21 protein-coding genes and 2 pseudogenes are annotated in these 24,741 nt (G+C 47.9%); 19 read left to right on the top strand and 4 right to left on the bottom strand.

The features are described 5' to 3' along the window. The first annotated feature begins 227 nt into the window (after positions 1 to 227). The 14 genes from wrbA to C4S39_RS07260 all read left to right on the top strand — a co-directional run bounded on the left by wrbA (position 228) and on the right by C4S39_RS07260 (position 15,298). Positions 228 to 830, top strand: coding sequence for an NAD(P)H:quinone oxidoreductase (gene wrbA / locus C4S39_RS07325; RefSeq protein WP_103966377.1), 603 nt, complete (start codon positions 228 to 230; stop codon positions 828 to 830). A gap of 48 nt (positions 831 to 878) precedes the next feature. Continuing rightward, the gene (locus C4S39_RS07320) at positions 879 to 1,700 is read left to right on the top strand and encodes a DODA-type extradiol aromatic ring-opening family dioxygenase (protein ID WP_103966376.1); all 822 of its coding nucleotides are present in this window, start codon (positions 879 to 881) and stop codon (positions 1,698 to 1,700) included. Positions 1,701 to 1,814: 114 nt separating this feature from the next. Continuing rightward, positions 1,815 to 2,150 carry a c-type cytochrome gene (locus C4S39_RS07315; protein ID WP_103966375.1) on the top strand — a complete coding sequence of 112 codons (336 nt, stop codon included), beginning with the start codon at positions 1,815 to 1,817 and terminating at the stop codon, positions 2,148 to 2,150. Between the two features lie 27 nt (positions 2,151 to 2,177). Then, on the top strand, positions 2,178 to 3,128 hold the full coding sequence (locus C4S39_RS07310; protein ID WP_103966374.1) for a hypothetical protein: 951 nt from the start codon (positions 2,178 to 2,180) through the stop codon (positions 3,126 to 3,128). 12 nt (positions 3,129 to 3,140) lie between these two features. Continuing rightward, on the top strand, positions 3,141 to 4,685 hold the full coding sequence (locus C4S39_RS07305; RefSeq protein WP_103966373.1) for an FAD-binding oxidoreductase: 1,545 nt from the start codon (positions 3,141 to 3,143) through the stop codon (positions 4,683 to 4,685). 52 nt (positions 4,686 to 4,737) lie between these two features. After that, positions 4,738 to 5,847, top strand: a complete 1,110-nt coding sequence (locus C4S39_RS07300; protein ID WP_103966372.1) for an NAD(P)-dependent alcohol dehydrogenase — start codon at positions 4,738 to 4,740, stop codon at positions 5,845 to 5,847. Between the two features lie 61 nt (positions 5,848 to 5,908). After that, positions 5,909 to 7,399, top strand: coding sequence for an aldehyde dehydrogenase family protein (locus C4S39_RS07295; RefSeq protein ID WP_103966371.1), 1,491 nt, complete (start codon positions 5,909 to 5,911; stop codon positions 7,397 to 7,399). Positions 7,400 to 7,635: 236 nt separating this feature from the next. Then, positions 7,636 to 8,259: a small metal-binding protein SmbP gene (gene smbP / locus C4S39_RS07290; RefSeq protein WP_103966370.1), complete on the top strand. Its 624-nt coding sequence runs from the start codon at positions 7,636 to 7,638 to the stop codon at positions 8,257 to 8,259. Positions 8,260 to 8,793: 534 nt separating this feature from the next. Beyond that, entirely contained in the window at positions 8,794 to 10,602 is a 1,809-nt protein-coding gene (locus tag C4S39_RS07285) for an AI-2E family transporter (RefSeq protein WP_103966369.1), read from the top strand. A 285-nt stretch (positions 10,603 to 10,887) separates the two neighbouring features. Continuing rightward, positions 10,888 to 11,253 (top strand): surface-adhesin E family protein, encoded by a 366-nt coding sequence (locus C4S39_RS07280; RefSeq protein ID WP_258039338.1) that lies wholly within the window; start codon positions 10,888 to 10,890, stop codon positions 11,251 to 11,253. 537 nt (positions 11,254 to 11,790) lie between these two features. After that, on the top strand, positions 11,791 to 11,994 hold the full coding sequence (locus C4S39_RS07275; protein ID WP_013648451.1) for a cold-shock protein: 204 nt from the start codon (positions 11,791 to 11,793) through the stop codon (positions 11,992 to 11,994). 216 nt (positions 11,995 to 12,210) lie between these two features. After that, positions 12,211 to 13,434, top strand: coding sequence for a bifunctional glutamate N-acetyltransferase/amino-acid acetyltransferase ArgJ (argJ, locus tag C4S39_RS07270; RefSeq protein ID WP_103966367.1), 1,224 nt, complete (start codon positions 12,211 to 12,213; stop codon positions 13,432 to 13,434). Positions 13,435 to 13,454: 20 nt separating this feature from the next. Further along, positions 13,455 to 14,333, top strand: coding sequence for an ATP-binding protein (locus tag C4S39_RS07265; RefSeq protein WP_103966366.1), 879 nt, complete (start codon positions 13,455 to 13,457; stop codon positions 14,331 to 14,333). Next, the gene (locus C4S39_RS07260; protein WP_103966365.1) at positions 14,330 to 15,298 is read left to right on the top strand and encodes a Nudix family hydrolase; all 969 of its coding nucleotides are present in this window, start codon (positions 14,330 to 14,332) and stop codon (positions 15,296 to 15,298) included. Before C4S39_RS07265 ends, C4S39_RS07260 begins: the two co-directional genes overlap by 4 nt. A 9-nt stretch (positions 15,299 to 15,307) precedes the next feature. On the opposite strand, the gene C4S39_RS07255 is transcribed toward C4S39_RS07260, so the two are convergent. Next, positions 15,308 to 16,429 carry a diguanylate cyclase gene (locus C4S39_RS07255; RefSeq protein WP_103966364.1) on the bottom strand — a complete coding sequence of 374 codons (1,122 nt, stop codon included), beginning with the start codon at positions 16,427 to 16,429 and terminating at the stop codon, positions 15,308 to 15,310. An 11-nt stretch (positions 16,430 to 16,440) separates the two neighbouring features. Further along, complete coding sequence (locus tag C4S39_RS07250) at positions 16,441 to 16,617, bottom strand: DNA gyrase inhibitor YacG (RefSeq protein WP_103966363.1); 177 nt, start codon at positions 16,615 to 16,617, stop codon at positions 16,441 to 16,443. A gap of 218 nt (positions 16,618 to 16,835) precedes the next feature. Here C4S39_RS07250 and C4S39_RS07245 point away from each other — a divergent pair, with 218 nt between their 5' ends. The 5 genes and pseudogenes from C4S39_RS07245 to C4S39_RS07220 all read left to right on the top strand — a co-directional run bounded on the left by C4S39_RS07245 (position 16,836) and on the right by C4S39_RS07220 (position 21,183). Continuing rightward, complete coding sequence (locus C4S39_RS07245) at positions 16,836 to 17,402, top strand: RNA polymerase sigma factor (protein ID WP_103966362.1); 567 nt, start codon at positions 16,836 to 16,838, stop codon at positions 17,400 to 17,402. After that, complete coding sequence (locus C4S39_RS07240) at positions 17,399 to 17,770, top strand: DUF3619 family protein (RefSeq protein WP_181023779.1); 372 nt, start codon at positions 17,399 to 17,401, stop codon at positions 17,768 to 17,770. Before C4S39_RS07245 ends, C4S39_RS07240 begins: the two co-directional genes overlap by 4 nt. Then, a complete protein-coding gene (locus tag C4S39_RS07235; RefSeq protein ID WP_103966360.1) occupies positions 17,752 to 18,111 on the top strand; it encodes a DUF3106 domain-containing protein in 360 nt (119 codons plus the stop codon). Before C4S39_RS07240 ends, C4S39_RS07235 begins: the two co-directional genes overlap by 19 nt. 315 nt (positions 18,112 to 18,426) lie before the next feature. Further along, a pseudogene (locus C4S39_RS07225) lies at positions 18,427 to 20,719 on the top strand (cyanophycin metabolism-associated ABC transporter). Next, positions 20,720 to 21,183, top strand: a pseudogene (locus C4S39_RS07220) (cyanophycin metabolism-associated DUF1854 family protein). 60 nt (positions 21,184 to 21,243) lie between these two features. Here C4S39_RS07220 and C4S39_RS07215 read toward each other — a convergent pair. After that, the gene (locus C4S39_RS07215) at positions 21,244 to 22,368 is read right to left on the bottom strand and encodes an RtcB family protein (protein WP_103966431.1); all 1,125 of its coding nucleotides are present in this window, start codon (positions 22,366 to 22,368) and stop codon (positions 21,244 to 21,246) included. 218 nt (positions 22,369 to 22,586) lie between these two features. Beyond that, on the bottom strand, positions 22,587 to 24,476 hold the full coding sequence (locus C4S39_RS07210) for a putative bifunctional diguanylate cyclase/phosphodiesterase (protein ID WP_103966358.1): 1,890 nt from the start codon (positions 24,474 to 24,476) through the stop codon (positions 22,587 to 22,589). Between the last annotated feature and the right edge of the window lie 265 nt (positions 24,477 to 24,741).

Here is a 24,741-nt window from a genome sequence, read left to right as displayed (position 1 = left end):
TATACCCTATAATAAAACACGTATTGTTCAATTTTGACGAAGTAGTTTTAGAGAAATACTGAATAATTTGACGAGCAGAATGAGAGGTAAGGCAGGCAGAGCCGAGACCAATGAAGCCCATTATAGTGGTAGGCGAATTTTCGAGTACCTCTAACGCAACAGATCATTTGCTGCAGACAATTTTCAGTATTTTTTAGTTTACAATCCCATAAATCAGGAGGTGTAACATGGCAAAGATTCTTGTTCTGTATTACAGCATGTATGGTCATATCGAAATCATGGCCAACGCGGTAGCGGAAGGCGCACGTAGTGTCGAGGATGCCGAGGTTGTCGTTAAACGCGTCCCTGAACTCATGTCGGAAGAAGTGGCACAAAGGGCCGGCGCCAAACTTGATCAGGCAGCGCCCATTGCGACGATGGATGAATTGCCGGATTACGATGCCATCATCTTTGGCACACCTACGCGTTTCGGCAATATGTGCGCGCAAATGCGCAATTTTCTGGACCAGACAGGCCGGTTATGGCTCAGCGGTGGACTGATAGGCAAAGTAGGTAGCGTGTTTACGTCTACCGGCACCCAGCACGGTGGCCAGGAAACCACGATAACCTCGTTCCATACCACTTTGCTCCATCACGGCATGGTCATCGTGGGTGTTCCCTATTCTTGTCAGGAAATCATGAATATGAGTGAAATCACCGGTGGATCGCCTTATGGAGCAAGTACGCTGGCAGGTGGCGATGGCAAACGCCAGCCGTCAGACAACGAAATAAAAATTGCGCACTTTCAGGGCGCTCATGTCACAAAAATAGCCAACAAGCTATCCCGCTGATGGGGTAAGTTAACAAACGTTCGCACTTTATATCTGCAGAAGGTTTTAATGATAAGCCCAATAGCACCAGCACTTTCGCCCGTTTTATTTTTACCGCATGGTGGCGGGCCATTACCGATTCTTGGCGACAAGGGGCATGAAAAGATGGTCTCTTTTCTGCAGAAAATCGCAAGTGAGCTGAACGAGCCATCCGCGATTTTAGTCATCAGCGCCCACTGGGAAGAGGAACAGGCAACGATAACCAGTGGTAATCATCCTGAAATAATTTATGACTACTATGGATTTCCTGCCGAAGCTTATGAGATTCAGTATGCTGCAGCGGGTCATCCGGATCTGGCAAAAGATATTTTTGAACTTATAACAGCGAGCCGCATTCCGGCGAAACTTGATGGCCAGCGAGGTTTTGATCACGGCTTATTCGTGCCGCTCAAGCTAATGTTTCCGCAAGCCCGGATTCCTTGCATCCAGCTATCATTGCTGAAAAATTTGAATCCTCGAATGCACATTGCGCTTGGAAAAGCGATTGCGTCTTTACGTGAGAGAAATATTCTGATTATCGGATCAGGCATGTCATTTCATAATTTGAAAACATTTTTCTCGAACGATATCGATAGCAGCAATGAAAACAACGCGTTTGATCATTGGTTGATTGAAACGTGCACCAATCCGGAGATTCTATCTGAAGTGCGTGAACAGCGATTGATTGAGTGGGAGAAGGCACCGTTTGCCCGATTCTGTCATCCGCGAGAAGAACATTTATTGCCTTTGCATGTTTGCTACGGTATTGCCTGTGCCGGTACGCCGATAGCAAAAACTGTATTTAACGATAAGATTATGGGGGGAAAAGTGGCGAGTTTTCTGTGGCAATAGAGTCATGGAATCTTGATGTAGATGCCTTATTGACAGCAAATCAGCCATGAACTTGAATTAGAGCCACAAAGCTATCAGTTTATTATCATTTCATTGAAATACTGGAGAATCAGTATGAAAAAAACAAAATTGGAAAATTGGCTATTTGGCTTTCTGTTCGCAGTCATTTTTGCGGCAGGCAACGCATGGTCGGCGCAAGATGAGATAAACAACTCAGGATTTGCCTGGAAAGATGGTGCAGAAATTTACGCCAAAGTTTGTGCATATTGTCATGAAGCTCAAGTCGGGCATGAAGTTCAAGTTGGGCCGCAAATTCGCCATCGCAAACTTCCCATAACCTATATCCGCACAGTCGTTCGTAATGGAAACCGGGCCATGCCGTCCTTTCGCTCTTCAGAAATCGACGATGAATCACTGGAAAAACTGGCGAACTTCCTTTCACAAAAATAAGCTCAGCATTACAGGAGATTACATTCCATGGATGAAACTCGACGTAGCCTTATCAAGGGCATGCTTACTGGTGGAACCTTGCTGGCCTTCGGTATTCCTACCGTTACGCAAGCAGTATCCATCAGCCAAACGCTTTCCGGTGGTACGCACAATTGCCGGCTGTTACTGGGGAATACCCCTATAGACGAGGCCTTTGCCAAAGGCGCTGAAGCTGCTTGTGCCGGTTACAGCAGCTTTAGCCAAGAAGGCGCATTATCGACATTTCAATTAGCAGATGAACTATTAACCGACCCTCTGCGTATAGCCGACTTATTGACGCAATCCCCCAATATGCGCTGGGTGGCCATCATGGATTATGCCAATGCGGCCATATTCACTGAGTTGGTACGAAACTCTGAACAGCGCCTCCTTGCATTAGGTTCGCATATGTCCGCATCCAGCGATAGCACCTCCCTCCCGCTGCGCCATATGTGGACTACCGCATCACCGGCATACAGCGCCGGAGGACTGCTGGCATCCCTGCTTGCCCAAAATCGGCATGATTTCTCTATTGTCGAAAATTTTCTTGATCAAGCAAGAGCGGATAGTGCAATGAAAGATTCATCACTAGCGGGATTCTCGTCTTATTGGCTGGCTGAACAACCTGCAACTCACTTGCATTGCGCCGGAGTTTCCCCGTTGAAAGCCAATCAACTGATTGGCTGGAAAGCATCAGAAAACTGGAGATCGGTATCATCTGGGGGCGATGAATCTTCCATCAATCAAGACCAAACAGCGCCGGGCGCAACACTTGAACATCTCCGATTTGACAACTGGATAGAAGCTACCGGCTATGCGATTATAGCAACTGCATTGGGTATGGGAACGCATCAAGAACCTTGTTCCAGCCGCGCATTCGTGCATCAATCAGGTCAGCGCCATCCAGATCATCAAGGGTTATCGGGAAATCATTTCGTTTCGTTCGTAATCGACGTGTAGGGGGAACACAGCATGACCAGTCAATATATCGCATTACCTAAAGGCGTATCGGAAGAAACCTTCGATGCGGCCATCCATGATTTTCGCAAGGTACTCGGCGATGCTTCCGTACTCACCAGCGCGGAACAGCTTGCGCCTTACATCAAGACGATGATGCCGGTTTCTGATGCCGAACATACGCCGTCTGCGGCACTATTGGCCACAACCGTCGAACAAATCCAGAAAATCGTTGCGATTTGCAATCAATACAAAGTACCAATCTGGATGATTTCCACCGGGAAAAACCTGGGCTACGGCTCGGCAGCCCCGGCAGAACGTGGCCAGGTAGTGCTCGATCTCAAACGCATGAATCGCATTCTCGAAGTGGATAAGGATTTAGCCTTTGCATTGGTTGAACCGGGTGTAACGTATCAACAACTCTACGATCACATCAAAGAACACAAGCTGGGCTTATGGCTATCGATGCCCGCACCCTCCGCCATCGCGGGACCAGTAGGTAACACGCTGGATCGTGGCGTGGGTTATACGCCCTACGGCGAGCAATTTTTGTTCGCTTGCGGCATGGAAGTCGTACTGGCGAATGGTGAAGTATTGCGCACCGGCATGGGCTCGATGCCCAATTCCAATACCTGGCAGGTATTCAAATGGGGATATGGTCCCTATCTGGATGGAATTTTTACGCAATCCAACTATGGTATCGTCACCAAATTCGGCTTCTGGCTGATGCCTGAACCACCGGCATTCAAGCCGTTTGTCATTCAATATCAGCATGAAGAAGATATCGTGGAGATCGTCGAAACGATTCGCCCGTTGCGTATCAGCGGCGTCATTCCGAACGCCGTGGTCATTGCCCATGCGCTCTATGAAGCACCGGTAAAAGCCAAGCGCAGTGATTATGTATCCGGGCCGGGCTCAATTCCGGATGAAGCGGTGTATCGGATTATGAAAGATCACAAATTAGGGATCTGGAATGTATATGCCGCGCTCTATGGCACGCAGGAACAAATTGATGTGAACTGGAGCATCGTAACGCAAGCATTTAGTCAATCGGGCAAAGCAAAAATCCTGACGGAACAGGAAGCAGCGGATGACCCTGCATTTGTTTACCGTGCCAAGCTCATGCGCGGAGACATGACGCTCACGGAGTTTTCGTTGTATAACTGGCGTGGAGGTGGCGGTTCGATGTGGTTTGCGCCCGTCTCTCAGGCGCGTGGCAGTGAGACCCTGAAACAAATGGCACTGACCAAGCAGATACTGGCCAAGCACGGACTGGATTATTCCGGTGAATTCATCGTCGGGATGCGCGATATGCATCACATTGTCGATGTCCTGTACGATAAAACCGACCCGGAGCAGACAAAAGCGGCCTATCAATGTTTCGATGAGTTGCTGACCGAATTCTCCGCGCGCGGCTATGGAACTTATCGTGTGAATACGGCATTCATGGATAAAGTCGCCGAGACCTATGGTCCGGTGCAGAGAAATGTTCACAAAACACTTAAAAAGGCGCTGGATCCCAACGGCATTCTTGCCCCGGGAAAATCAGGCATTCGTTAACTCCATTTTGACTTTGAACAGGGAAAAATAATTTCCTAAGCGGGGGATACAAATGAGGAAAATCAAGGCAGCCGTTGTCCGCCAGAAAGGCGGGCCTTTTCAGATTGAAGACCTGATGCAGGATGATCCGCAATCCGATGAAGTGCGCGTCCGTATCGTTGCGACAGGAATGTGCCACACCGATATGGTCGCGCGCGACCAGCTCTACGAGGTACCTCTGCCGGTGGTATTGGGACATGAAGGCTCCGGTGTGGTTGAACAGATCGGCGATCATGTGAAGAAAGTCGCGATTGGCGACCACGTAGTGCTGACCTATATGTGGTGCGGCCACTGCAAGCCCTGCTTACGCGGAGATTTAACCTATTGCGAGCATTTTTATGCGTTGAATTTTGGTGGCGCACGCGAAGACGGCAGCACGTCCACCTTTGATGCAAACAATACATCGGAGCCGATACATGACCATTTCTTCGGGCAATCGTCGTTCGGCACATTTGCACTGGTGCATGAGCGTAACGTTATCAAAGTCCCCAACGATGCACCCTTGGAGCTTCTTGGCCCGCTGGGTTGCGGCATTCAGACCGGTGCCGGGGCCGTCATCAACGCACTCAAAGTCAATCCGGGCAGCAGCTTTGCAGCTTTTGGCGGCGGCGCAGTGGGACTCAGTGCAGTGATGGCGGCACGTGCTGCCGGTGCTACAACCATCATCTCGGCCGATGTGGTTCCTTCGCGCCTGGCCTTGGCGATGGAACTCGGCGCAACCCATACTATCAATAGCCAGGAAACCGATCCGGTCGAAGCGGTTCGCAAAATAACAAACGGCGGCGCCGATTTCACGCTGGAATCGAGCGGACGTCCTGCGGTATTGCGCCAAGCCATCGATGCGTTGGCCATACGTGGAACATGCGGCATTGTCGGCGCACCGGCCTTGGGTACGGAAGCGAGCTTCGATGTGAACGGCGTGATGACGGCGGGGAAACGTATTATCGGAATCATCGAAGGTAATAGCAAACCGGATCTCTTTATCCCGGCACTGGTTGAGCTTTATCAGCAGGGAAGATTTCCTTTTGACAAACTGGTCAAGTTTTATTCCCTCGACCAAATCAATCAGGCCGCTGAAGATAGCGAAAAAGGTGTCACGATTAAACCGATAATCCGATTGTAGTGCAAAATCTTTGCACTTTACTTTGAGTGGTTCTCCAAAAAAACACGCATGAGAGTGCCTTATGGAAAAGAAAACAGAATCCCAATCGCCTTATTCGAATTTCGACCGGCTACTCATCAATGGCCAATGGCGCCACGGCAAAGGCTCTAAGATTTTACGCGACCTCAATCCCTATGATGGTAGTACGCTGGTCGAAATACCTCATGCCAATCGCGATGACATGGACGAAGCCTATCGCGGTGCCGCCAAAGCGCAGCAAGCATGGGCGGCATTAATACCGGGCGAGCGCGCAGCCATCATGCGCGGCGCGGCACAAATCATGGAAGCGCGGCGCGAAGAAATCGCGTCATGGATCATTCATGAGTCAGGTAGTACGCGCATCAAAGCCAATCTGGAATGGAATGCCGTGCATGGTGTACTTCTGGAAGCCGCCACCTTGCCTTATTTGGTGGAAGGCAGGATTCTTCCGGCGGACATTCCCGGCAAGGAAAGTCGCATGTATCGTAAACCCGTGGGAGTTGTCGGTGTGATTAGCCCCTGGAATTGGCCATTTCATCTTACCGCACGTTCTGCAGCGCCCGCGCTCGCTGTCGGCAACGCTGTCGTGGTCAAGCCAGCCAGTGATACCCCGGTAACGGGTGGATTGTTGTTTGCAAAAATCCTTGAAGAAGCGGGATTGCCTGCGGGTGTGCTCAGCGTTATCGCCGGTGCAGGCAGCGAGATTGGCGATGCATTTGTCACCCACCCTATTCCTCGCGTCATATCGTTTACCGGCTCCACACCGGTTGGCCGCAATATCGCAAGATTGGCAGCCGAAGGACCCATGCTAAAACGACTTGAGTTGGAACTGGGTGGTAATGGCCCATTCGTGGTATTGAATGACGCCGATCTGGGGCAAGCCGTGGAAGCTGCCGTGTTCGGTAAATTCTTACACCAGGGCCAGACCTGCATGAGCGTTAATCGCTTCATTATTGATGATCGGGTTCACGATGAATTTGTGGAGCGTTTTGCTGATCGGGTACGGCAACTGAAAATAGGCGATCCGAATGCATCGGATACCATGATCGGCCCCATTATCAATGAATCCCAGTTAAATGGTCTGCAGCAACGGATTCACGATGCCATTTCATCGGGAGCCCGTCAAATGGTGGGTGGTGACGCACAAGGTTTGGTACTTCCACCGCATGTATTTTCTCAAGTCACCAATCAAATGCCGTTGGCGCAAACGGAATCATTCGGTCCCATCGCACCGATCATACGCGCACGCAATGAAACGGATGCGTTGAATATCGCCAACGACACCGATCTCGGATTGGCTGCCGCCGTGTTTACGCAAGATGTCGAGCGCGGCCTTCGGTTCGCGCAACAACTCGAATCGGGCATGGCGCATATCAATGACCAGCCGGTCAACGATCTACCTTACAACCCATTCGGTGGTGAAAAGAATTCAGGAGTCGGTCGCTTCAATGGCGTATGGGCTGTTGCAGCATTCACGACCGATCAGTGGATAAGCGTTCAGCACATGCCGCGCCGTTATCCTTTCAGCGCATGAACTAATTCATTGATTATTTTATGCTAACTAACCATCAGGCTGACTTAATCTTGTTTTTTTCAGTAAAGTAGGGGATACTCAAAGCAGTCATTTTGATGCTCATTCCTGTGTCGCCGTTGTATGGGATGCATGAATAGGCTCAGACTGATTACTAATTACTATAAAGCAGTATGCAGAAAAGCAACACACAATGAGCACCTTAGCGTTATTTCAAATTAATACGGAGGATTGGGCATATGAAACTCATCAAATCAACTTTAGCAATCGGTGTACTGGCTCTACTTTTTAGCTTTCCCCTGATCGCTGCTAATGCTAGTAAAGACACCTCAGAAGCAATGAAGCATGCAAAAGAAGCACAAACACATGGAAAAGCGGGACATGCCAAAGAGTTATTGACGCACGCGGAAGAAAGCTTAAAGCATGCAAAAAAGGCATTGCCTGAGTTATCGGATGCCACCCAAAGAGTGCATGTAACTGAATCAATTAGACATCTTGATCAAGCAATCGCTCATGCAAAAGAAAATCATGCAGAAGAGGCCACCAAGCATGTCGATGAAGCAATAACTCATTTAAGGGAATTGTTTAATGCGCATATTGTGGAAGCCATAGAGCATGCAAAAGAAGCACAAACACATGGAAAAGCAGGACATGCCAAAGAGTTATTGACGCACGCGGAAGAAAGCTTAAAGCATGCGAAAATAGCATTGCCTGAATTGTCGGATGGCTCTCAAAGAGTGCATACAACTGAATCCATTAGACATCTTGAGCAAGCAATCGCTCATGCAAAAGAAAATCATGCAGAAGAAGCCACCAAGCATGTCGATGAAGCAATAGACCACTTAAAAAAATCTGCTAGCTAAATCAAAATAGTAATAGATAGATTAAATTTTAAATGTGATGAAAAAATTCCGCTGGCTAATGTAATTGTCCAACCGTTTATACCAAGGTCAGGCTACCAATGCATAAGCTTCAGCGGAATATTCATTTGAGAGAAACCGATCTGTGTGCTGCTGTCAAAAATAGAACCCATCAGTAGCAGTACGCAGGTTGACATAGCACCGCTGAATAAATTGCGCTGGTGACAAACAGTCCAGCCTTTTCTGTTTTCTCTGCCGGTTATGGCAGATATCTATATTCGGTAATCTTCTGAATAACCCGTTGCCGTGTTTTGAATTTACAATGGTGTGTTCGAGCGCGACATAGCGTAGTCTGTACCACAAACGGCATATCCAACCATTGTATCTGGGCAAAGACATTAAATAGGTTGCTCGGCCTATTGAGCCATGTCATATCATTAATCGGACAAACATGATGTATTATTATGCATGTCATGCTTTATCCGCATAGATTCAAATTCCCCAGCTTCTCAGTACACGAAGAAGAAGTAAAGTAATATGAAAAAGAATCTTTTGGTTACCAATAACGTATCAATGCTAATAGCTCTGGCATTAGTACTGGGTTTCCTTTATTGGGCAAGGATAATCGTTATTCCTGTTGCATTATCGATTCTTTTAACTTTTCTACTTACGCCAATCGTAGCATGGCTACAGCAGCATGGTGTCGCCAGAGTCGTAGCGGTTGCCCTAGCAGCTTCGCTGGCATTAAGCAGCATTGTGGGGGCAATTTGGGGGGTAACCAGTCAAATTGGAAGCTTATTGGATACCTATCCCCAATATGAAAACAATATCTTATCCAAACTCAATCAAATCACCGAACGCGACCGTGATGGAATATTAGACAAGTTGCAGGTTGTAACAGAACGTATTACCGAAAAATTGACGAATGATCCGGAAATCGAAGACAAATTACCCATTCCTGCCGATAAAAAAGAGAAAATAGAAGCTCAACCTGTACGTATTGTAGACGATGGCCCCTTTCAACTCTCACAATTGTGGTCTGTTTTTGGCCCGATGCTAGAGCCTCTGGCTAATGCAGGCTTAATTATTGTGCTGGTTTGCTTTATGTTGCTTAATCGTGAAGATTTACGCAATCGTGTCATTTCGTTGATCGGTGTAGAACAATTAGCCCACACAACCCGAGCATTCGAGGATGCGGGGGAACGCGTCAGCAGGTATTTGCTGATGCAATTGCTGATAAATTTAGGATACGGCGTCGCGGTGGCTCTGGGTTTATGGCTACTCGGCGTTCCTTATGCAGCGTTATGGGGGTTCTTTGGGGCGCTGTTACGTTATATTCCCTATCTCGGTGCATGGTTGACCGCAATTCTGCCCATTACGCTGAGTTTACTGCTTTCACCTGACTGGTCATTGGCGATAATGGTACTCGCAATGTTCTGCGTACTTGAGCTGATAACCAATATGATCATCGAACCTATGCTTTATGGTCGTGGCATCGGTGTATCCCAGGCAGCTTTACTGGTTTGTGTCGCATTCTGGACATGGTTATGGGGACCTATCGGCCTTATCTTAGCTTCACCATTAACTGTTTGTATCGTAGTGCTGGGTCGATATGTTCCTTACTTAGGTTTTCTGGATACGCTCCTCGGCGACCGGCCCACTCTGTCAGCCGGGCAGCGCTTTTATCAACGATTATTAGCCGATGACATCGACGAAGCTTCTGACATAGTTGAAAAACAGCTTTCTGATACTGATCTTACATTAGTACAAGTATTCGACAGTTTAGCCATTCCTGCGTTAATGCAGACCAGGATCGATTTACGCTACGGTAAAATTGATACCGGGGAACAAAATGAATTAATCGATAATTTAACAGCCGTCATTAAAGATTATGAAGAAGAAACCAAAGATCATGAAAAGCAAGAACAGACTGAGCGCAAAATTATTTTAGTCATTCCAGCACGAGATTCGATTGATGACCTAGCGGCACAAATATTAATTAAATCAATACCCCATGAACACTTTGAGTGCCATCAACTTAATTCATTGCGGCTTGCAACTGAAACGCTTACAGTCATTGAACAATTAAAAGTCAATATTGCCGTTATCACTTCAGTTTATCCCGGCGATTTAGCGCATACAATCTACCTTTGCAAACGCATACGCGCACGATTTCCAGAGATAGTCATTGTTGCAAGCAGATTCGGTATAAACGACCCGCAATCTGTCAAGAATAACGCTAATAAACTACAAGCAGCGGGAGTCAATCAAGTTACTAACACGCTTCAAGAGACTATAATAGAGCTTGAAAAGTTAGATCTTCTTGATTTATCAGGTGCTAAGTAGGAGATAACTCAAATTCACAGAGGCGATCCTGTGGATAATATGCGGATCTATCGCCAATAAATCCTCTCCTGACACGTGTTCCTGGTCTCAATGGTGCACCGTTGCCGGAGTCGTGACAGAACGATAAAAATAAAGATCTTGAGAGAAGCCAGCGCAAAAATAATACCGAGGTATGCGCTATGATTGTCATTAAATAAGCGGTACTATTAAGCTTACTACGCTTCATACAATCCTATTGATAATAAACAACATCGAAAATACATGATAAAACTATTAGCTTTGACAATGACCCTGATCAGTACCAGCGCGATGGCGGAATGGACCAAAGTAGGTGAAAGCAATCTCAATGGCGGCTATACCGCCTACGCCGATGTGGCTTCGATCCAGAAGGCTGGAGACCGCGCTAAAATGTGGGCTTTGTTTGATTACCAAGCCGTGCAGAAAGCCTCCGGTGTCGAATATTTATCAGAAAGAATCCGCCGCGATTACGATTGCAAACAAAAGCAAATGCGCAAACTGGCTTACAAATTCTTTAGCTGGAATATGGAAGGCGGCGATCTGATACGTTCCTACAATCAACCGCAAAAATGGGTGCCGGTCCCGCCGGATAGCATCGATGAAGCAGAATGGAAGTTGGCTTGTAACAATTGACCTATTGCAGAGAAGTTATCAAATGTAATCCCCGTGATTACATTTGCTCCGCGCGTCCTGCACCTATCTCCGCGGCAAGATTGCGGGGTATTGCAAGTTCAGGTCAGGAAACTTCAGGCGCATAAAGAACACCGGCAGCCGTAGTCAATTTTTTGTAATCACTCATAACAATCTCCTGTCTGGCATGGATCGATAATGCTCAGTTATTCAAACCCAATAGACAACAGGCCCAGGCAAATATCTTCGGCCGTATTGTTTCGCCATACCGGCATCCGATGGTTAAGCAACCAGCCAATCAGGTTCTTAATTAATTATAATCATGACGTTATAAATTTTTATCCCGAATATTGAACCTTCGTGATGCGAATCGGAATAATAAAGGCTTGAACTTTGTCAGTAAACGTGTATCTTATGTGGGTCTTTTGGATTCAAGTTGTGAAATGTGATGCGATTGCTTGAGCTTTTTCCTTGATATTCGATGACTACCATGGATTCTCATGGTTGCAACATAAATTACTAATTATTAAGGAAATAGATATGGCAACAGGTACAGTAAAATGGTTTAATGATTCTAAAGGTTTTGGTTTTATCACCCCGGATGATGGTGGAGAAGACATATTTGCTCATTTCTCTGCAATCAGCAGCGGTGGTTACAAATCACTCCGGGAAGCTCAGCGTGTTACCTTTGATATCACCACCGGCCCTAAAGGTAAACAGGCATCCAATATCGTACCGCAGTAAATATAGTTTAATTAAAAAAGCCCGGCCGTTTACGGCCGGGCTTTTTTAATTGTAACATCCCTCTAATTTTTATAACTTGGCAGATCAGAATGGGAAGAGTTTAGCATGGGTACCTCGAGGTATTGCGGGCGGTCATTAGAATTTGCGCGGAATTCCTGAAATCCGATCCGGATTGCGATAGCATAGCGGCATTTCAATCACTATGATGAGTTGCTCATGCCTGTCAATATTCCTCTCTTAACTGCTGAACAATTGTTGCCTGTTGCGGGTGTGACCCTCGGCATTGCCGAAGCCGGTATCAAGAAGGCGAATCGCAAGGATTTGCTGGTGATGGTGCTGGACGAGGGCGCGAAAGTCGCCGGGGTATTTACGCAGAACCGTTTTTGCGCCGCGCCGGTCATCGTAGCCAAGCAGCACCTGGCGCAATCGGTGCGCGCGCTGGTAATCAATACCGGCAATGCCAATGCCGGAACCGGGGAATCCGGTATTCTCAATGCGCAAACGACGTGCGCGGAGCTGGCCAGGCTATTGGGTTTTGCGCCGCAACAGGTGTTGCCGTTCTCAACCGGCGTGATTATGGAACCGTTGCCGGTGGATCGGATTGTGCAAGGATTGCCTGCGGCATTGGCGAATGGCAAAACAAATAACTGGTTCGATGCAGCGCATGCGATCATGACCACGGATATCGTGCCCAAGGCGGCGTCGAAGCAGGTGCAGATCAAAGGCAAAACCGTGACGATCACCGGCATTGCCAAAGGTTCCGGCATGATCCGACCGAATATGGCGACGATGTTGGGTTATGTCGCGACCGACGCGGCCATCAGCCAGCCGATGCTGCAGAAACTGGTACAGCATGCGGCGGATCGCTCGTTCAACCGCATTACCGTGGATGGCGATACCTCGACCAACGATGCATTCATCGTGATGGCAACCGGAAAAGCTGATAACAAAGAGATCGTTAATCCGCACACCGAGGAATTCTGCCAATTGCAGGAGGCAATGACCACGGTTGCCGCCGGGCTAGCGAAAATGATCGTGCGCGATGGCGAAGGCGCGACCAAATTCATTACCGTACAGGTCGAAGACGGCAAGAGCAAGGATGAATGCGTCAGAGTGGCTTATGCGATTGCGCATTCGCCGCTGGTCAAAACCGCATTCTTCGCGTCCGATCCGAATTTAGGGCGTATTCTGGCAGCCATCGGTTATGCGGGCATCGATGATTTGGATGTCGATGGCATTCAACTTTATCTGGATGACGTGCTGGTGGCAGAGAAAGGCGGCCGGGCAGGGAATTACCGCGAAGAAGACGGCCAGCGCGTGATGCATCAGGCTGAGATCACCATCCGTGTCGTGCTCAATCGCGGCACCGCCTCAACCACGGTATGGACCTGCGATTTTTCGTATGATTATGTCAAGATTAACGCGAGTTACCGCAGCTGAGAGTCTGCGGAATCAACACTATGAGTGATTGGGATAAACTGTATAAGCGTGCGAACAAGCTGCTGGATCGCCTGGAGTATTGCTTGCCGGTAAGTCATCCGCAACCGGATTGGCAGGCTGCGGTAGCTTTTCGATGGCGCAGGCAAGGAAACTCCGGATTTATTCAACCGATGACGCACCCACATCAAATTACGCTGGACGCATTATGCGGCATTGATGATCAGAAACAGCGCATCGATCAGAATACGCGCCAGTTCGTGCAAGGATTTCCGGCCAACAATGTACTGCTGACGGGCGCGCGCGGCACCGGCAAATCGTCATTGATCAAGGCATTGCTGAACCAATACGCCGGGAACGGGCTGCGCCTGATCGAGGTGGAAAAGCATCATCTGATCGATGTGCATGATATCGTCGAAAGGATTTATCAACGCCCGGAGCGTTTTATTTTGTTTTGCGATGATTTATCGTTTGAAACCGATGAGCCGGGCTATAAAGCCCTCAAGGTGGTGCTGGATGGCTCGATTGCCACGGTGTCCGATAATGTGTTGATCTATGCGACGTCGAACCGGCGCCATATGGTGCCGGAGTTCATGCGCGACAATCTGGATACGCGGCATATCGGCGAGGAAGTACATCCGAGCGAAACCGTCGAGGAGAAAATCTCATTGTCGGAGCGCTTTGGTTTATGGATATCTTTTTATCCGTTCGATCAGGATCAGTATTTGGAAATTGTGCATGGCTGGCTGGTTTATTTCGGTATCGGCAAGCTGACTCCGCAGACTCGCGCCGAAGCTTTGCAATGGGCGCTGCAGCGCGGATCGCGCAGCGGGCGCGTGGCCTGGCAGTTTGCACGGGATTGGGCCGGAAGGACACAGTCGGCCAGCGGCAAGATTTCATGAATCACATCACCATTCCCAGTCCCGCATTAACTCCTATCGTTGAAGTTGTCGCTGCCGTCATTCTGCAACCGGATGGCCGGTTTCTGCTGGCACAGAGACCGGAGGGCAAGGTATATTCGGGTTACTGGGAATTCCCCGGCGGCAAAGTTGAGCTGGGTGAATCCTTATTGCACGCTCTGGAGCGTGAGCTATGGGAAGAATTGGGTATCCATGTCCGTTATGCCCAGCCTTGGATCTCACGCATTTTCACGTATGCGCACGCGACTGTGCGGCTGCATTTTTTTCGTGTGGTGGAATGGGAAGGCAAGTTGATGCCCAGAGAAATGCAGGCTGTATCCTGGCAGATGCCTCAAGAAATTGCAGTTGCTCCCATTCTGCCGGCGAACGGGCCGATTTTGCAGGCGCTGTTGCTTCCACCGCTTTATGCCATCACACGCGCAAGCGAGATCGGGATCGAATCAGCATTGCAGCAGATTGATCGCGCATTGCAAAACGGTTTGCGCTTACTGCAAATTCGCGAGAAACAAATGGGGAAAGATAAGCTGCGCGAGTTTGCGGGAAAAGTGCTGGCGCAGGCGCGTGCTCATCAAGCGAAAGTTCTGATCAATAGCGATGCCGGGCTGGCGCGCGAGACCGGCGCCGATGGCGTACATTTGACATCAGCGCAACTGATGACGATGCCACGCCGCCCCGGCCCGGAATATGGTTTATGCGGCGCATCCTGTCACAATACCGAGGAACTCTATGCAGCGAAGCTGTTAGGACTTGATTTTGTTGTATTGGGGCCGGTTCAGTCGACCTTAAGTCATCCGGGATTACCGCCACTGGGCTGGCGCAAGTTTGCCTCGATCATCCGCGACTATCCGTTGCCGGTTTATGCGCTGGGTGGACTCGGTTCGGAAGATTTGATCATTGCGCAGGAAATGGGCGCGCAGGGTATTGCCATGATGCGCGGTGCCGCATAGTCATATCTTCTATGGAATAGGATGGGTATACACAATCACCCGGTTTCTTCCGCCTTCTTTGGCCTCGTATAAGGCTTTATCCGCTCTTTCCAGAAGGGCCGCACTGATAACATCAGCATTTTGCTGCAGTGCGGCCGGCAAGTCTCGCAGGCTGGCCATGCCTATGGATACCGAGATATTGAGTTGCTTGTCATAAAGAATAATCGTCGAGGAACAAATGGCTTTGCGTAATCGTTCAGCAATTTCATGCGCAGCATGCAAGGCCGTTGAAGGCAACGCCACAACGAATTCTTCTCCGCCATAGCGGGCTACAATATCGCAGGATCTTACTTGTTCCTTGATCAGGTTCACCATGTGCCTTAACACCAAATCACCTGTTTGGTGACCATGACTATCATTGATTTTCTTGAAATGATCGACATCGAGAAACATGCAGATTAAATCATCATTCCAGCGGATACACCGGGCAATTTCATCTTTAAGCCGCAGGTCGAAATAACGCCGGTTGTAGGCTTGCGTTAGCGCATCCTGATAACTGATTTCCTTGATTCTCTGCTGATTGAGGCAGTTTTCTATTGCAACCGCTGTCATCGCGGATAATTTCTGCAAAAAAAAAGTCCCGATGTCCTTTTGGTAACGATGTGGATCCTGGCTCAACAGCATCATCGCACCAATAACCTGATTACTGCGCAGCAGTGGTAAAAAGGCCGCACTTTTGATTTGATCAGATGATCCTAACTCACTGATCATCCATCGATATTTCTTTAGCGCTTCGGTTCCCAGCATCGGATTGACGATGAATGACTGAATGATTTCCGCATCGTTTATAACATCAAGAATCAATAGCTTATTTGCACAGCCTAAACGCGCTTCTTCATCGTGTTCAAAAAATAAGCGATCGGCATCCTTATGATGATCCACAAGACACAGCACCATATCCAGGAGCTGGAAACGTGCAATACTTTGGGATAGCAGCAAATCGCGCAACTGTTTGGGAGTGCTGGCACCAATGATCTCGAAACCAAAGGTTTCATATAGCTCCTGTTTTTTTTCATTGGCTCTGGCCTGTTTGATGAAATGATCCAGCTTACGCTGTAACTCACGATTCTTATCATAAACCGATTCATCCATTCTCTATAGGCTCAGTTATTTTTTTCTTCCCGGCTATTCGCAGGCTCCGGAATTCGATAAGATTCTTGAGCCCACTGCGACAAATCCGCTATTTTGCAACGCTCTGAACAAAAGGGCCTGAAACGGTTAGCAGCTTCCCAAATTACTTTCTTCCCACATTGTGGGCAGTTAACTTTACGCTGTTGCATGAAAGAAAATCCTTACACCGATAATAGACAATAAGGCAATCACCCTATTTGGGCAATGAAAAGTTAGATTATTGTTTCAGACTATTTTTACTAGTGCGGCGAATAGCAAGAAAAAGCTGTCAACGTAATATTCAGCCATGCATTTTACAAAAATTTTACATAAGTTAGATTAAACTTTTCTGACTTATCTTTGAATACTTATCTAAAGGCTGACAATCCTGGCTACTCGACAAGAACTCTCAGATTTTCTGGCTGAAATCGAGAGACGTGCTTATAAGCAAGCTTTATTTGCGGTGCAAAATACGCATGCAGCACTGGACATCGTCCAGGACTCCATGATGAAGCTCGCAACAAAATACGCAGCGAAACCAATCGAAGAGCTACCGCTTCTGTTTCAACGCATATTGCAAAATACCATCCGGGATTACTACCGGAGGCAAAAGATCCGCTCGCTATGGACCTCTTTGTTTTCATCGTTCACGCCTGATGATCGGGATAAAAATCACGAAGACTTCGACATTCTCGAAACTTTACCGATCAAGCAGGAATCCAATGATCCCAGTACTCAACTTGAAAAAGCCCAGTTGATCCAGTTAATTGAAGAAGCGATAAAAACCCTTCCATTGCGTCAACGTGAAGCTTTTATACTGCGTTATTGGGAAGAAATGAGTTTGGCGGAGACTGCTATAATTATGAATTGTTCGGAAGGAAGTGTAAAAACGCATTGTTCACGAGCAACGCATACATTAGCTACAATACTCAAAGCGAAAGGAGTGGAATTGTGAACGAACAAGAATTCGGAAAAAATATTGCCCGATTGCTGGATCAGGGTAGCAAAGAAACTATCAAGCAAAGCACTCTGTATCGACTGCAGTTAGCACGCCAGGCTGCGCTTGAGCAATGCGAACCGGAATCAGCAAAACTCATTAATTCAGGCCGCAATACTTCGGTTTATGGCAAACACGGCGGATATTCAGCGGCTGGAAAGCTATTGCTGCTGTTAACCGCGATATATATTTTGATGCATATCATGCTCGCCCAATTTTCTGAGCATGAAAATAATGCAGCAATTGATACCTTGATACTGGCCGACGATTTGCCGGTGGATGCTTACATTGATAACGAGCTTGAGAAATGGCTGGATATCGATTAATCACTTTATGTGGGATATTTCTTTTCTTCACTGCTGAAGCCCTTGCTGATCCCAATCAGCTCGACTGGAAAGATCTGACAAATCAACAGCAACAAATTCTGGGGCCACTGGCGGAAGATTGGAATGTCATGAAACTGCAGAGAAAGAAAAAATGGCTGGGTATTGCAAAACGCTATCCCAAAATGAGTCTGAAGGAACAGCAACGCATACAATCGCAAATGCAAAGCTGGCATGCATTGACTTCTGAACAAAGAAAGCAGGTGCGTGAAATTTACAAAAAAATGGAACAACTGCCCGCTCAAAAAAGACAAGAAATCAAGCAACGCTGGCATAATAACTAACCGTTACCAGGGACTCTGAAAAATCCTCCAATCTTTGGAGTCACTAGCCGGTTTCATCGCATGAGACTTGTTCATCCTATTTGCCAGGCATGAGGAAAGTAAAATATTTCATCAATAAAACCGTTTCTATCAGCAGCATCGATCGTTCCATTTGAAATCCGGCCCCATTGCTTGCTTTTACAAGAAAATCCTTTATTTTGCCTTTCTTCGCAGTTTATGGAAGCGCTGATTAATTCGGCGAACGAGATGAAGCGCGAATACCGTGCAACGAAGTGATTCGCTCGTGCAGCCAATTAATCAGCACTTCCTTAGCTAATGCAGCGAACTGATTATTTATCTCTCAATCATCCTCCCATCAGTTGGGCCGACGAGCTTGCATCACAATTAATCAGTGAAGAAAATGTGCTGGCCTGGCTCCCAATCGACCTCGATCCTCAGCTGCATTTCTCGACAGGGTTGATCGTAGCAACCAATAAACGCTTCTTACTGGCCAAAATGCTTGACGATGAAACCTGGCAGGCATGGCACTACCGCAAAGGATTGTCATTAACGCAGCGCGATTATGCAGGTATTGGTTGCCTGGAGTTATATGATACGCATGCACGGCTTTCTTTTTGGCATTATCGCCTGGGTAACGATGCCGCAGTGAGCCACCTGATACATTGTTTCACTGAACAACTGGATTATCATCTTACCGGTAAGCTCCCGCCATCATCCGATAGGCTGGCGCAGTGTCCAGGTTGTTCCGCATTTTTATCTTCCGAGGAAGAAAAATGTGCAGTCTGTGACAAACAAAATCATACTCTCCCGTCAACCTGGACTTTATTTCGCTTGTGGCGTTTTGCGAAGCCCTATAAAGGACGTTTGCTCATCGGGTTTCTGTTGACTTTATGCTGCACGGCTGCAACCTTGGTGCCGCCCTATTTAACTATGCCGTTGATGGATAACGTACTGATACCCTATCAGAATGGCCAACCCATCGATACGGATTTGGTGACACTGTATCTCTCCGGCTTGCTGGGCGCATCGATTCTTGCCTGGATATTGGGGTGGGCGAGAACATACATACTGGCCCGTGTTTCCGAGCGAATCGGCGCTGATTTGCGCACCACAACCTACGAGCACATGCTGAATCTTTCGCAGGAATATTTTGGGGGCAAGCGAACCGGCGATCTGATGGCGCGTATCGGTGCCGAGACCGACCGGATAAATCTGTTTCTCTCTACACCTGCTGGATTTTGCCACCGATGTCATCATGATTGCGATGACTGCCGTAATTTTAATTTCAATCAATCCCTGGCTGACGCTGGTAACGCTGGTACCGTTACCCATCATTCTCTGGTTGATTCATAGCGTGCGTCACCGGCTACGTATAGGTTTTGAAAAAGTCGACCGGATTTGGGCCGAAGTCAATAACGTTCTCGCGGATACCATTCCAGGCATCCGGGTGGTTAAGGCATTTGCTCAGGAAAAAAGAGAAGCGGCGCGTTTCCATGCTGCAAACCAGCGCAATTTACACGTCAATGATCGCGTGAACCGGGTTTGGTCATTATTCACGCCCACGGTTACATTGCTGACTGAAGTAGGTTTGCTGGTAGTATGGATATGTGGGATTTGGCAAATCTCCCATGACGAGATCACCGTTGGCGTACTGACAGCCTTTCTGGCCTATATCGGTCGCTTCTACATTCGCCTGGATTCAATGAGCCGTATCGTTTCCATTACGCAGAAAGCCGCGGCAGGCACCAAGCGCATTTTTGATATTCTGGATCATGTATCCAGCGTCCCGGAATCACCTGATCCCGTGCATTTATCCGCAGCTCAAGGCCGGATTGAATTACGCAATGTCTCCTTCCGTTATGGAACGCGCAGCATCGTGCGTGACATCAATTTAACTATCCAGCCGGGAGAAATGATCGGTCTGGTCGGACACAGCGGCTCGGGGAAAAGCACGCTGGTTAATCTGATCTGTCGTTTCTATGATGTCACGGAAGGGGTTATGCTGATCGACGGGCACGATATCCGCACCTTATCGATTGCTGGGTATCGCAAACATATCGGCCTGGTACTTCAAGAACCCTTTCTGTTTTTTGGCACGATTTCTGAAAATATCGCTTATGGCAAACCCGGCGCAACGCGGGAAGAAATTGTATCCGCTGCGCGTGCTGCACATGCTCATGAATTTATCCTGCGCCTGCCACATGGTTACGATTCGCTGGTGGGGGAACGCGGGCAAGCGCTCTCGGGCGGCGAACGTCAGCGCATTTCAATTGCCCGCGCCCTTCTGATTGATCCGCGCATCCTGATCCTGGATGAAGCAACCTCCTCAGTGGACACAACGACCGAGAAAGACATTCAAAAAGCGCTGGATAATCTGGTGCGTGGCCGCACCACGATTGCCATCGCCCATCGTCTGTCTACGTTGCGCGAAGCCGATCATCTCATCGTTCTTGATCGGGGCATGATCGTCGAGATTGGAAACCACGCTGAATTGATGGCACAGCAAGGTTATTACTACCGCTTATGGCTGGCACAGGCACGCAATGTGGATACGGAAGACAAGACTATGGTTCCGATTGAAGCGCACAATAGCCGCGGGAGCGTATAAATGAATATGACCGTTGATTATCAATTAACCCGGAATTCGTACGGGAAGCTTGTTCTGATGAATCAATCCGGCGTGATGCACGAAGGCGTGATACCAATTCGGGCATTTCCAATCACCAGCCCGAATCATGGCATTGCGCTGATTGACTCACAAGGACATGAATTAGTGTGGATTAATCAGCTTAAAGATTTGCCGCAGCATTACCGGGAACTGATTGAATCGGATCTTGCACATCGTGAATTTATGCCGGAAATCAAACGCGTATTAAAAATATCGAGCTTTATCACGCCAAATACCTGGCAGGTTGAAACGGATCGCGGAGAAACTGTTTTTATTCCTAAAGGTGAAGAAGATATTCGCTGCTTATCAGCCACATCGTTGATAATCATGGCATTCATTTCCTGATTCAGGATCGCTTGGCGCTGGATCGCCACAGCCGTAAATTGCTGGATCATTTTCTTTGAAAACACGTTCTGAATAAAAAGACGCTGACGGATCTGCATTCCGCCACCGTTTGCAGAGGCTTATCCCTTGACGCAGATCGCTTGCTTGAGGGTATGGACAACCTCTACCAAAGAACTTTGCGCCTGCATGACAGCATCGATGTTCTTGTAGGCCAGCGGAATCTCATCGATCACGCTGGCATCCTTGCGGCATTCGACATGAGCTGTTGCCGCGATTTGGTCTGCAACCGTAAAACGGCGCTTGGCTTCGTTACGGCTCATGATACGCCCAGCGCCGTGACTGCATGAACAGAATGCTTCCTGGTTGCCCAAGCCACGAACGATGTAGCTTTTAGCGCCCATGGAGCCGGGAATAATGCCCAGTTCGCCTTTCTGCGCAGATACTGCGCCTTTGCGCGTCACCAGAATTTCCGTGCCAAAGTGCATTTCCTTTTGTACGTAATTATGGTGGCAGTTGACAGCCTCCACATCTGCCATGAACGGCTTGGCAATAACCTTGCGCGCAGCGGCAATGACATTCTGCATCATCACCGCGCGGTTACGCCGCGCAAAATCCTGCGCCCAGCCCACGGCTTCGACGTAATCCTCGAAATGCTCGCTGCCTTCTTCGAAATAAGCCAGATCACGATCCGGAAGATTGGCAATATGATGGCGCATATCCGCTTGCGCCAGTTCGATAAAGTAGGTACCAATGGCGTTGCCGATGCCACGTGAACCCGAGTGCAGCATGAACCACACGCGATCAACCTGGTCCAGACAAACCTCAATGAAGTGGTTACCGCTGCCTAACGTGCCCAGATGCTTATAGTTGTTGGTCTTCTTCAACCGCGGATATTTTCCGGCAATACGGTCAAACCCGGGAACCAGGCTCGCCCACATGCTATCCACTGATGCAGGCGGCGTATCCCATGCGCCTTTATCGCGCATGTTGCGTTTTGAAGTGCGGCCATGCGGTACGGCGCGCTCAATGGCGCTGCGCAATTCAAACAAATGATCCGGCAAATCCTGCGCTGTCAGTGTCGTGCGCGCAGCCATCATGCCGCAGCCGATATCCACGCCCACCGCTGCCGGAATGATTGCGCCCTGCGTGGGGATCACGCTCCCGATGGTCGAACCTTTACCCAAGTGCACGTCCGGCATCACCGCCAGATGCCGATAGATAAATGGCATACGGGCTGTGTTCATCAACTGCGCGCGAGCATCGTCCTCAACGGGTACGCCGTTGGCCCACAGCTTGATCGGCTTGCCATTCTCAACTTGCAATACTTGATATTCCACGCTATGCCTTTAATGCTTGATCGATACCCAATCGTTCACATTTGATTCAAGCCGCTACATGGAAGCCTAGCTGATTGGATCGGGTGCGTCAGCTAACTGTATAGCCGGTCATGAGCCAATACATATTACACCACTCTTACAGCAATTTTAGATTCACCCAGGCAAGCGATCACTTCAGGCAATTGATCGGCATTAACTGGCTGACTGTAGAAATAACCTTGCAGTTCAGTGCATCCATACTTTTGCAGCAATCGTACTTGGTTGATATTTTCCACACCTTCCGCCACAAGTCCGATTCCCAAGTTGTGCGCAAGGGTTGAAATGGCTTCTATAATTGCTGCGTCTTTGGTTTTGTTGGCAAGATCAGTAACAAAACTACGATCAATTTTGAGGCAATCAATCGGAAAACGCTTGAGGTAACTAAGCGATGAGTAACCAGTTCCAAAATCATCAATCGACAAAGCAATACCAAGATTCTTTAAGGAGTGCATTAGCGCAATGGCATTTTCAGTATTATCCACCAACAGACTTTCTGTCAGTTCCATTTCAAAGTAGCGAGGTTCCAGTTGGGATTCAGTCAAGGCTAGACACACTGTGCTTATTAGCGATTCACTACGAAATTGGCGCGAGGAAAGATTAACCGATATATTTATTGGAGAGAGCCCCATATCCTGCCACGCCTTGTTTTGCCGGCATGCTTCTCTGATCACCCAGGCGCCGACCGGTACGATGAGCCCGGACTCCTCGAGTTGAGGAATAAAACGACTCGGAAACACCACTCCCCATTCCGGGTGTTTCCAACGCAGCAACGCTTCGGCTCCGATCACCCGCTGTGCATGTGCACACACTCGCGGTTGATATTGCAAAAAGAATTCTGCATTCGCTACCGCGCGATTCAAAGCTGTTTCCATCTTAAGGCTATCTTCGGCTCTTTTGTTCATCTCAACCGAAAAAAAACTAAAACAATTGCCCCCCAGTTCTTTCGCATGATACATAGCAGTATCAGCGCATTTAACGAGGTCATCAGCAGATTCCCCGTCACGGGGGTAAGCAGCGATACCAATGCTTGCAGATATCGTAAATTCTTCTCCTTGCAGCTTTATCGGCCTAGCGATGACATCAAGTATCCGGTGCGCTACCTCAACCGTTCTTTCGGGAATATTCACATCTTCAAGAATCGCAGTGAATTCATCTCCACCCATGCGGAATAAGATATCACTTTCACGCAATGCACCCCGAATTCGTTCCGCCGTTAAACGCAGCAACTGATCCCCAGTATCATGCCCGAGACTATCATTAATCAGTTTGAAACGATCAAGATCAAGAAACATTATAGCCGTTGTCCAACCTACTCTTTTTGCACGGTGCACGGCTTCCGCAGTATGTTCAGCAAAGCTCGAACGATTAAGAAATCCTGTAAGGGGATCGTGATAGGCCAAGTGCCGCATATCCTCCAAATCCTTTTCGCGTTGCAATTGCTGCTCACGCAACAGACGATCTGCTCGCTTCGTAAATATCCATACAAGCAAATAAACCAGTGACATTATAAAAATTAGCCAACTAATCGCACGAATCTTCTGAAAATGCATTTCATTCCTTAAACTCGTAATATCCAGGTCAATGGCCATAACGCCCTCTACTGGCGCAGCATCCAAAATTCTGATTGGCATGTAGCTTGTTACGACATAGCGTTTCTCTAATTCATTATGATTTGATTTATAGATATCATGAAACATAAGCGTGCTTAATGTTTCTCCGCTCAGTGCACTAAGATAACGAGTATCCTGTTGAAGATCGCCTATTTTCTTTTCATTAGTAGAATAAGCCACTATACCGTTCACATCGAAGATTGTTATATTGAGGACATTGGTTCCGCGTAACAGCATGCGCATATCCCGGTGAATATCGCGTATTTCTTCACTGCTTTGCAGCTCTTTGCGCGTAAGAGATGCTGCTTCCTGAATAAAACCTGCGTGACTTGGCCATATCGAATTCGCGTATGACTTTGCAAACATTACACTCACTTGTCTTTGGCTATCAAGTAATGATTCCTGAGTAAATAAGTAGTCGATTCTGAAAAACCCTTAAGCATTTGATATTAGTTATAAATGCACTGTATGTTAGTGATCATAGCGACCGAAGATGTTAAAATGGCGCTGTATTTCTGGTCGAAATGGTGATTAATAATGCTAAGAAATAGTAGTACGATTCATCAACCGAATCTGTTTGGAACAGATTTGTTGATGCAGCTTGATCCCGGTGATCCATTGCTGAAGCTTG

The sequence above is a fragment of the Nitrosomonas ureae genome (assembly GCF_900108305.1).
GTDB classification, from domain to species: domain Bacteria; phylum Pseudomonadota; class Gammaproteobacteria; order Burkholderiales; family Nitrosomonadaceae; genus Nitrosomonas; species Nitrosomonas ureae_B.
Note: the sequence above shows the minus strand (reverse complement) of the source record. Positions and strands in the feature narration are given on the sequence as shown.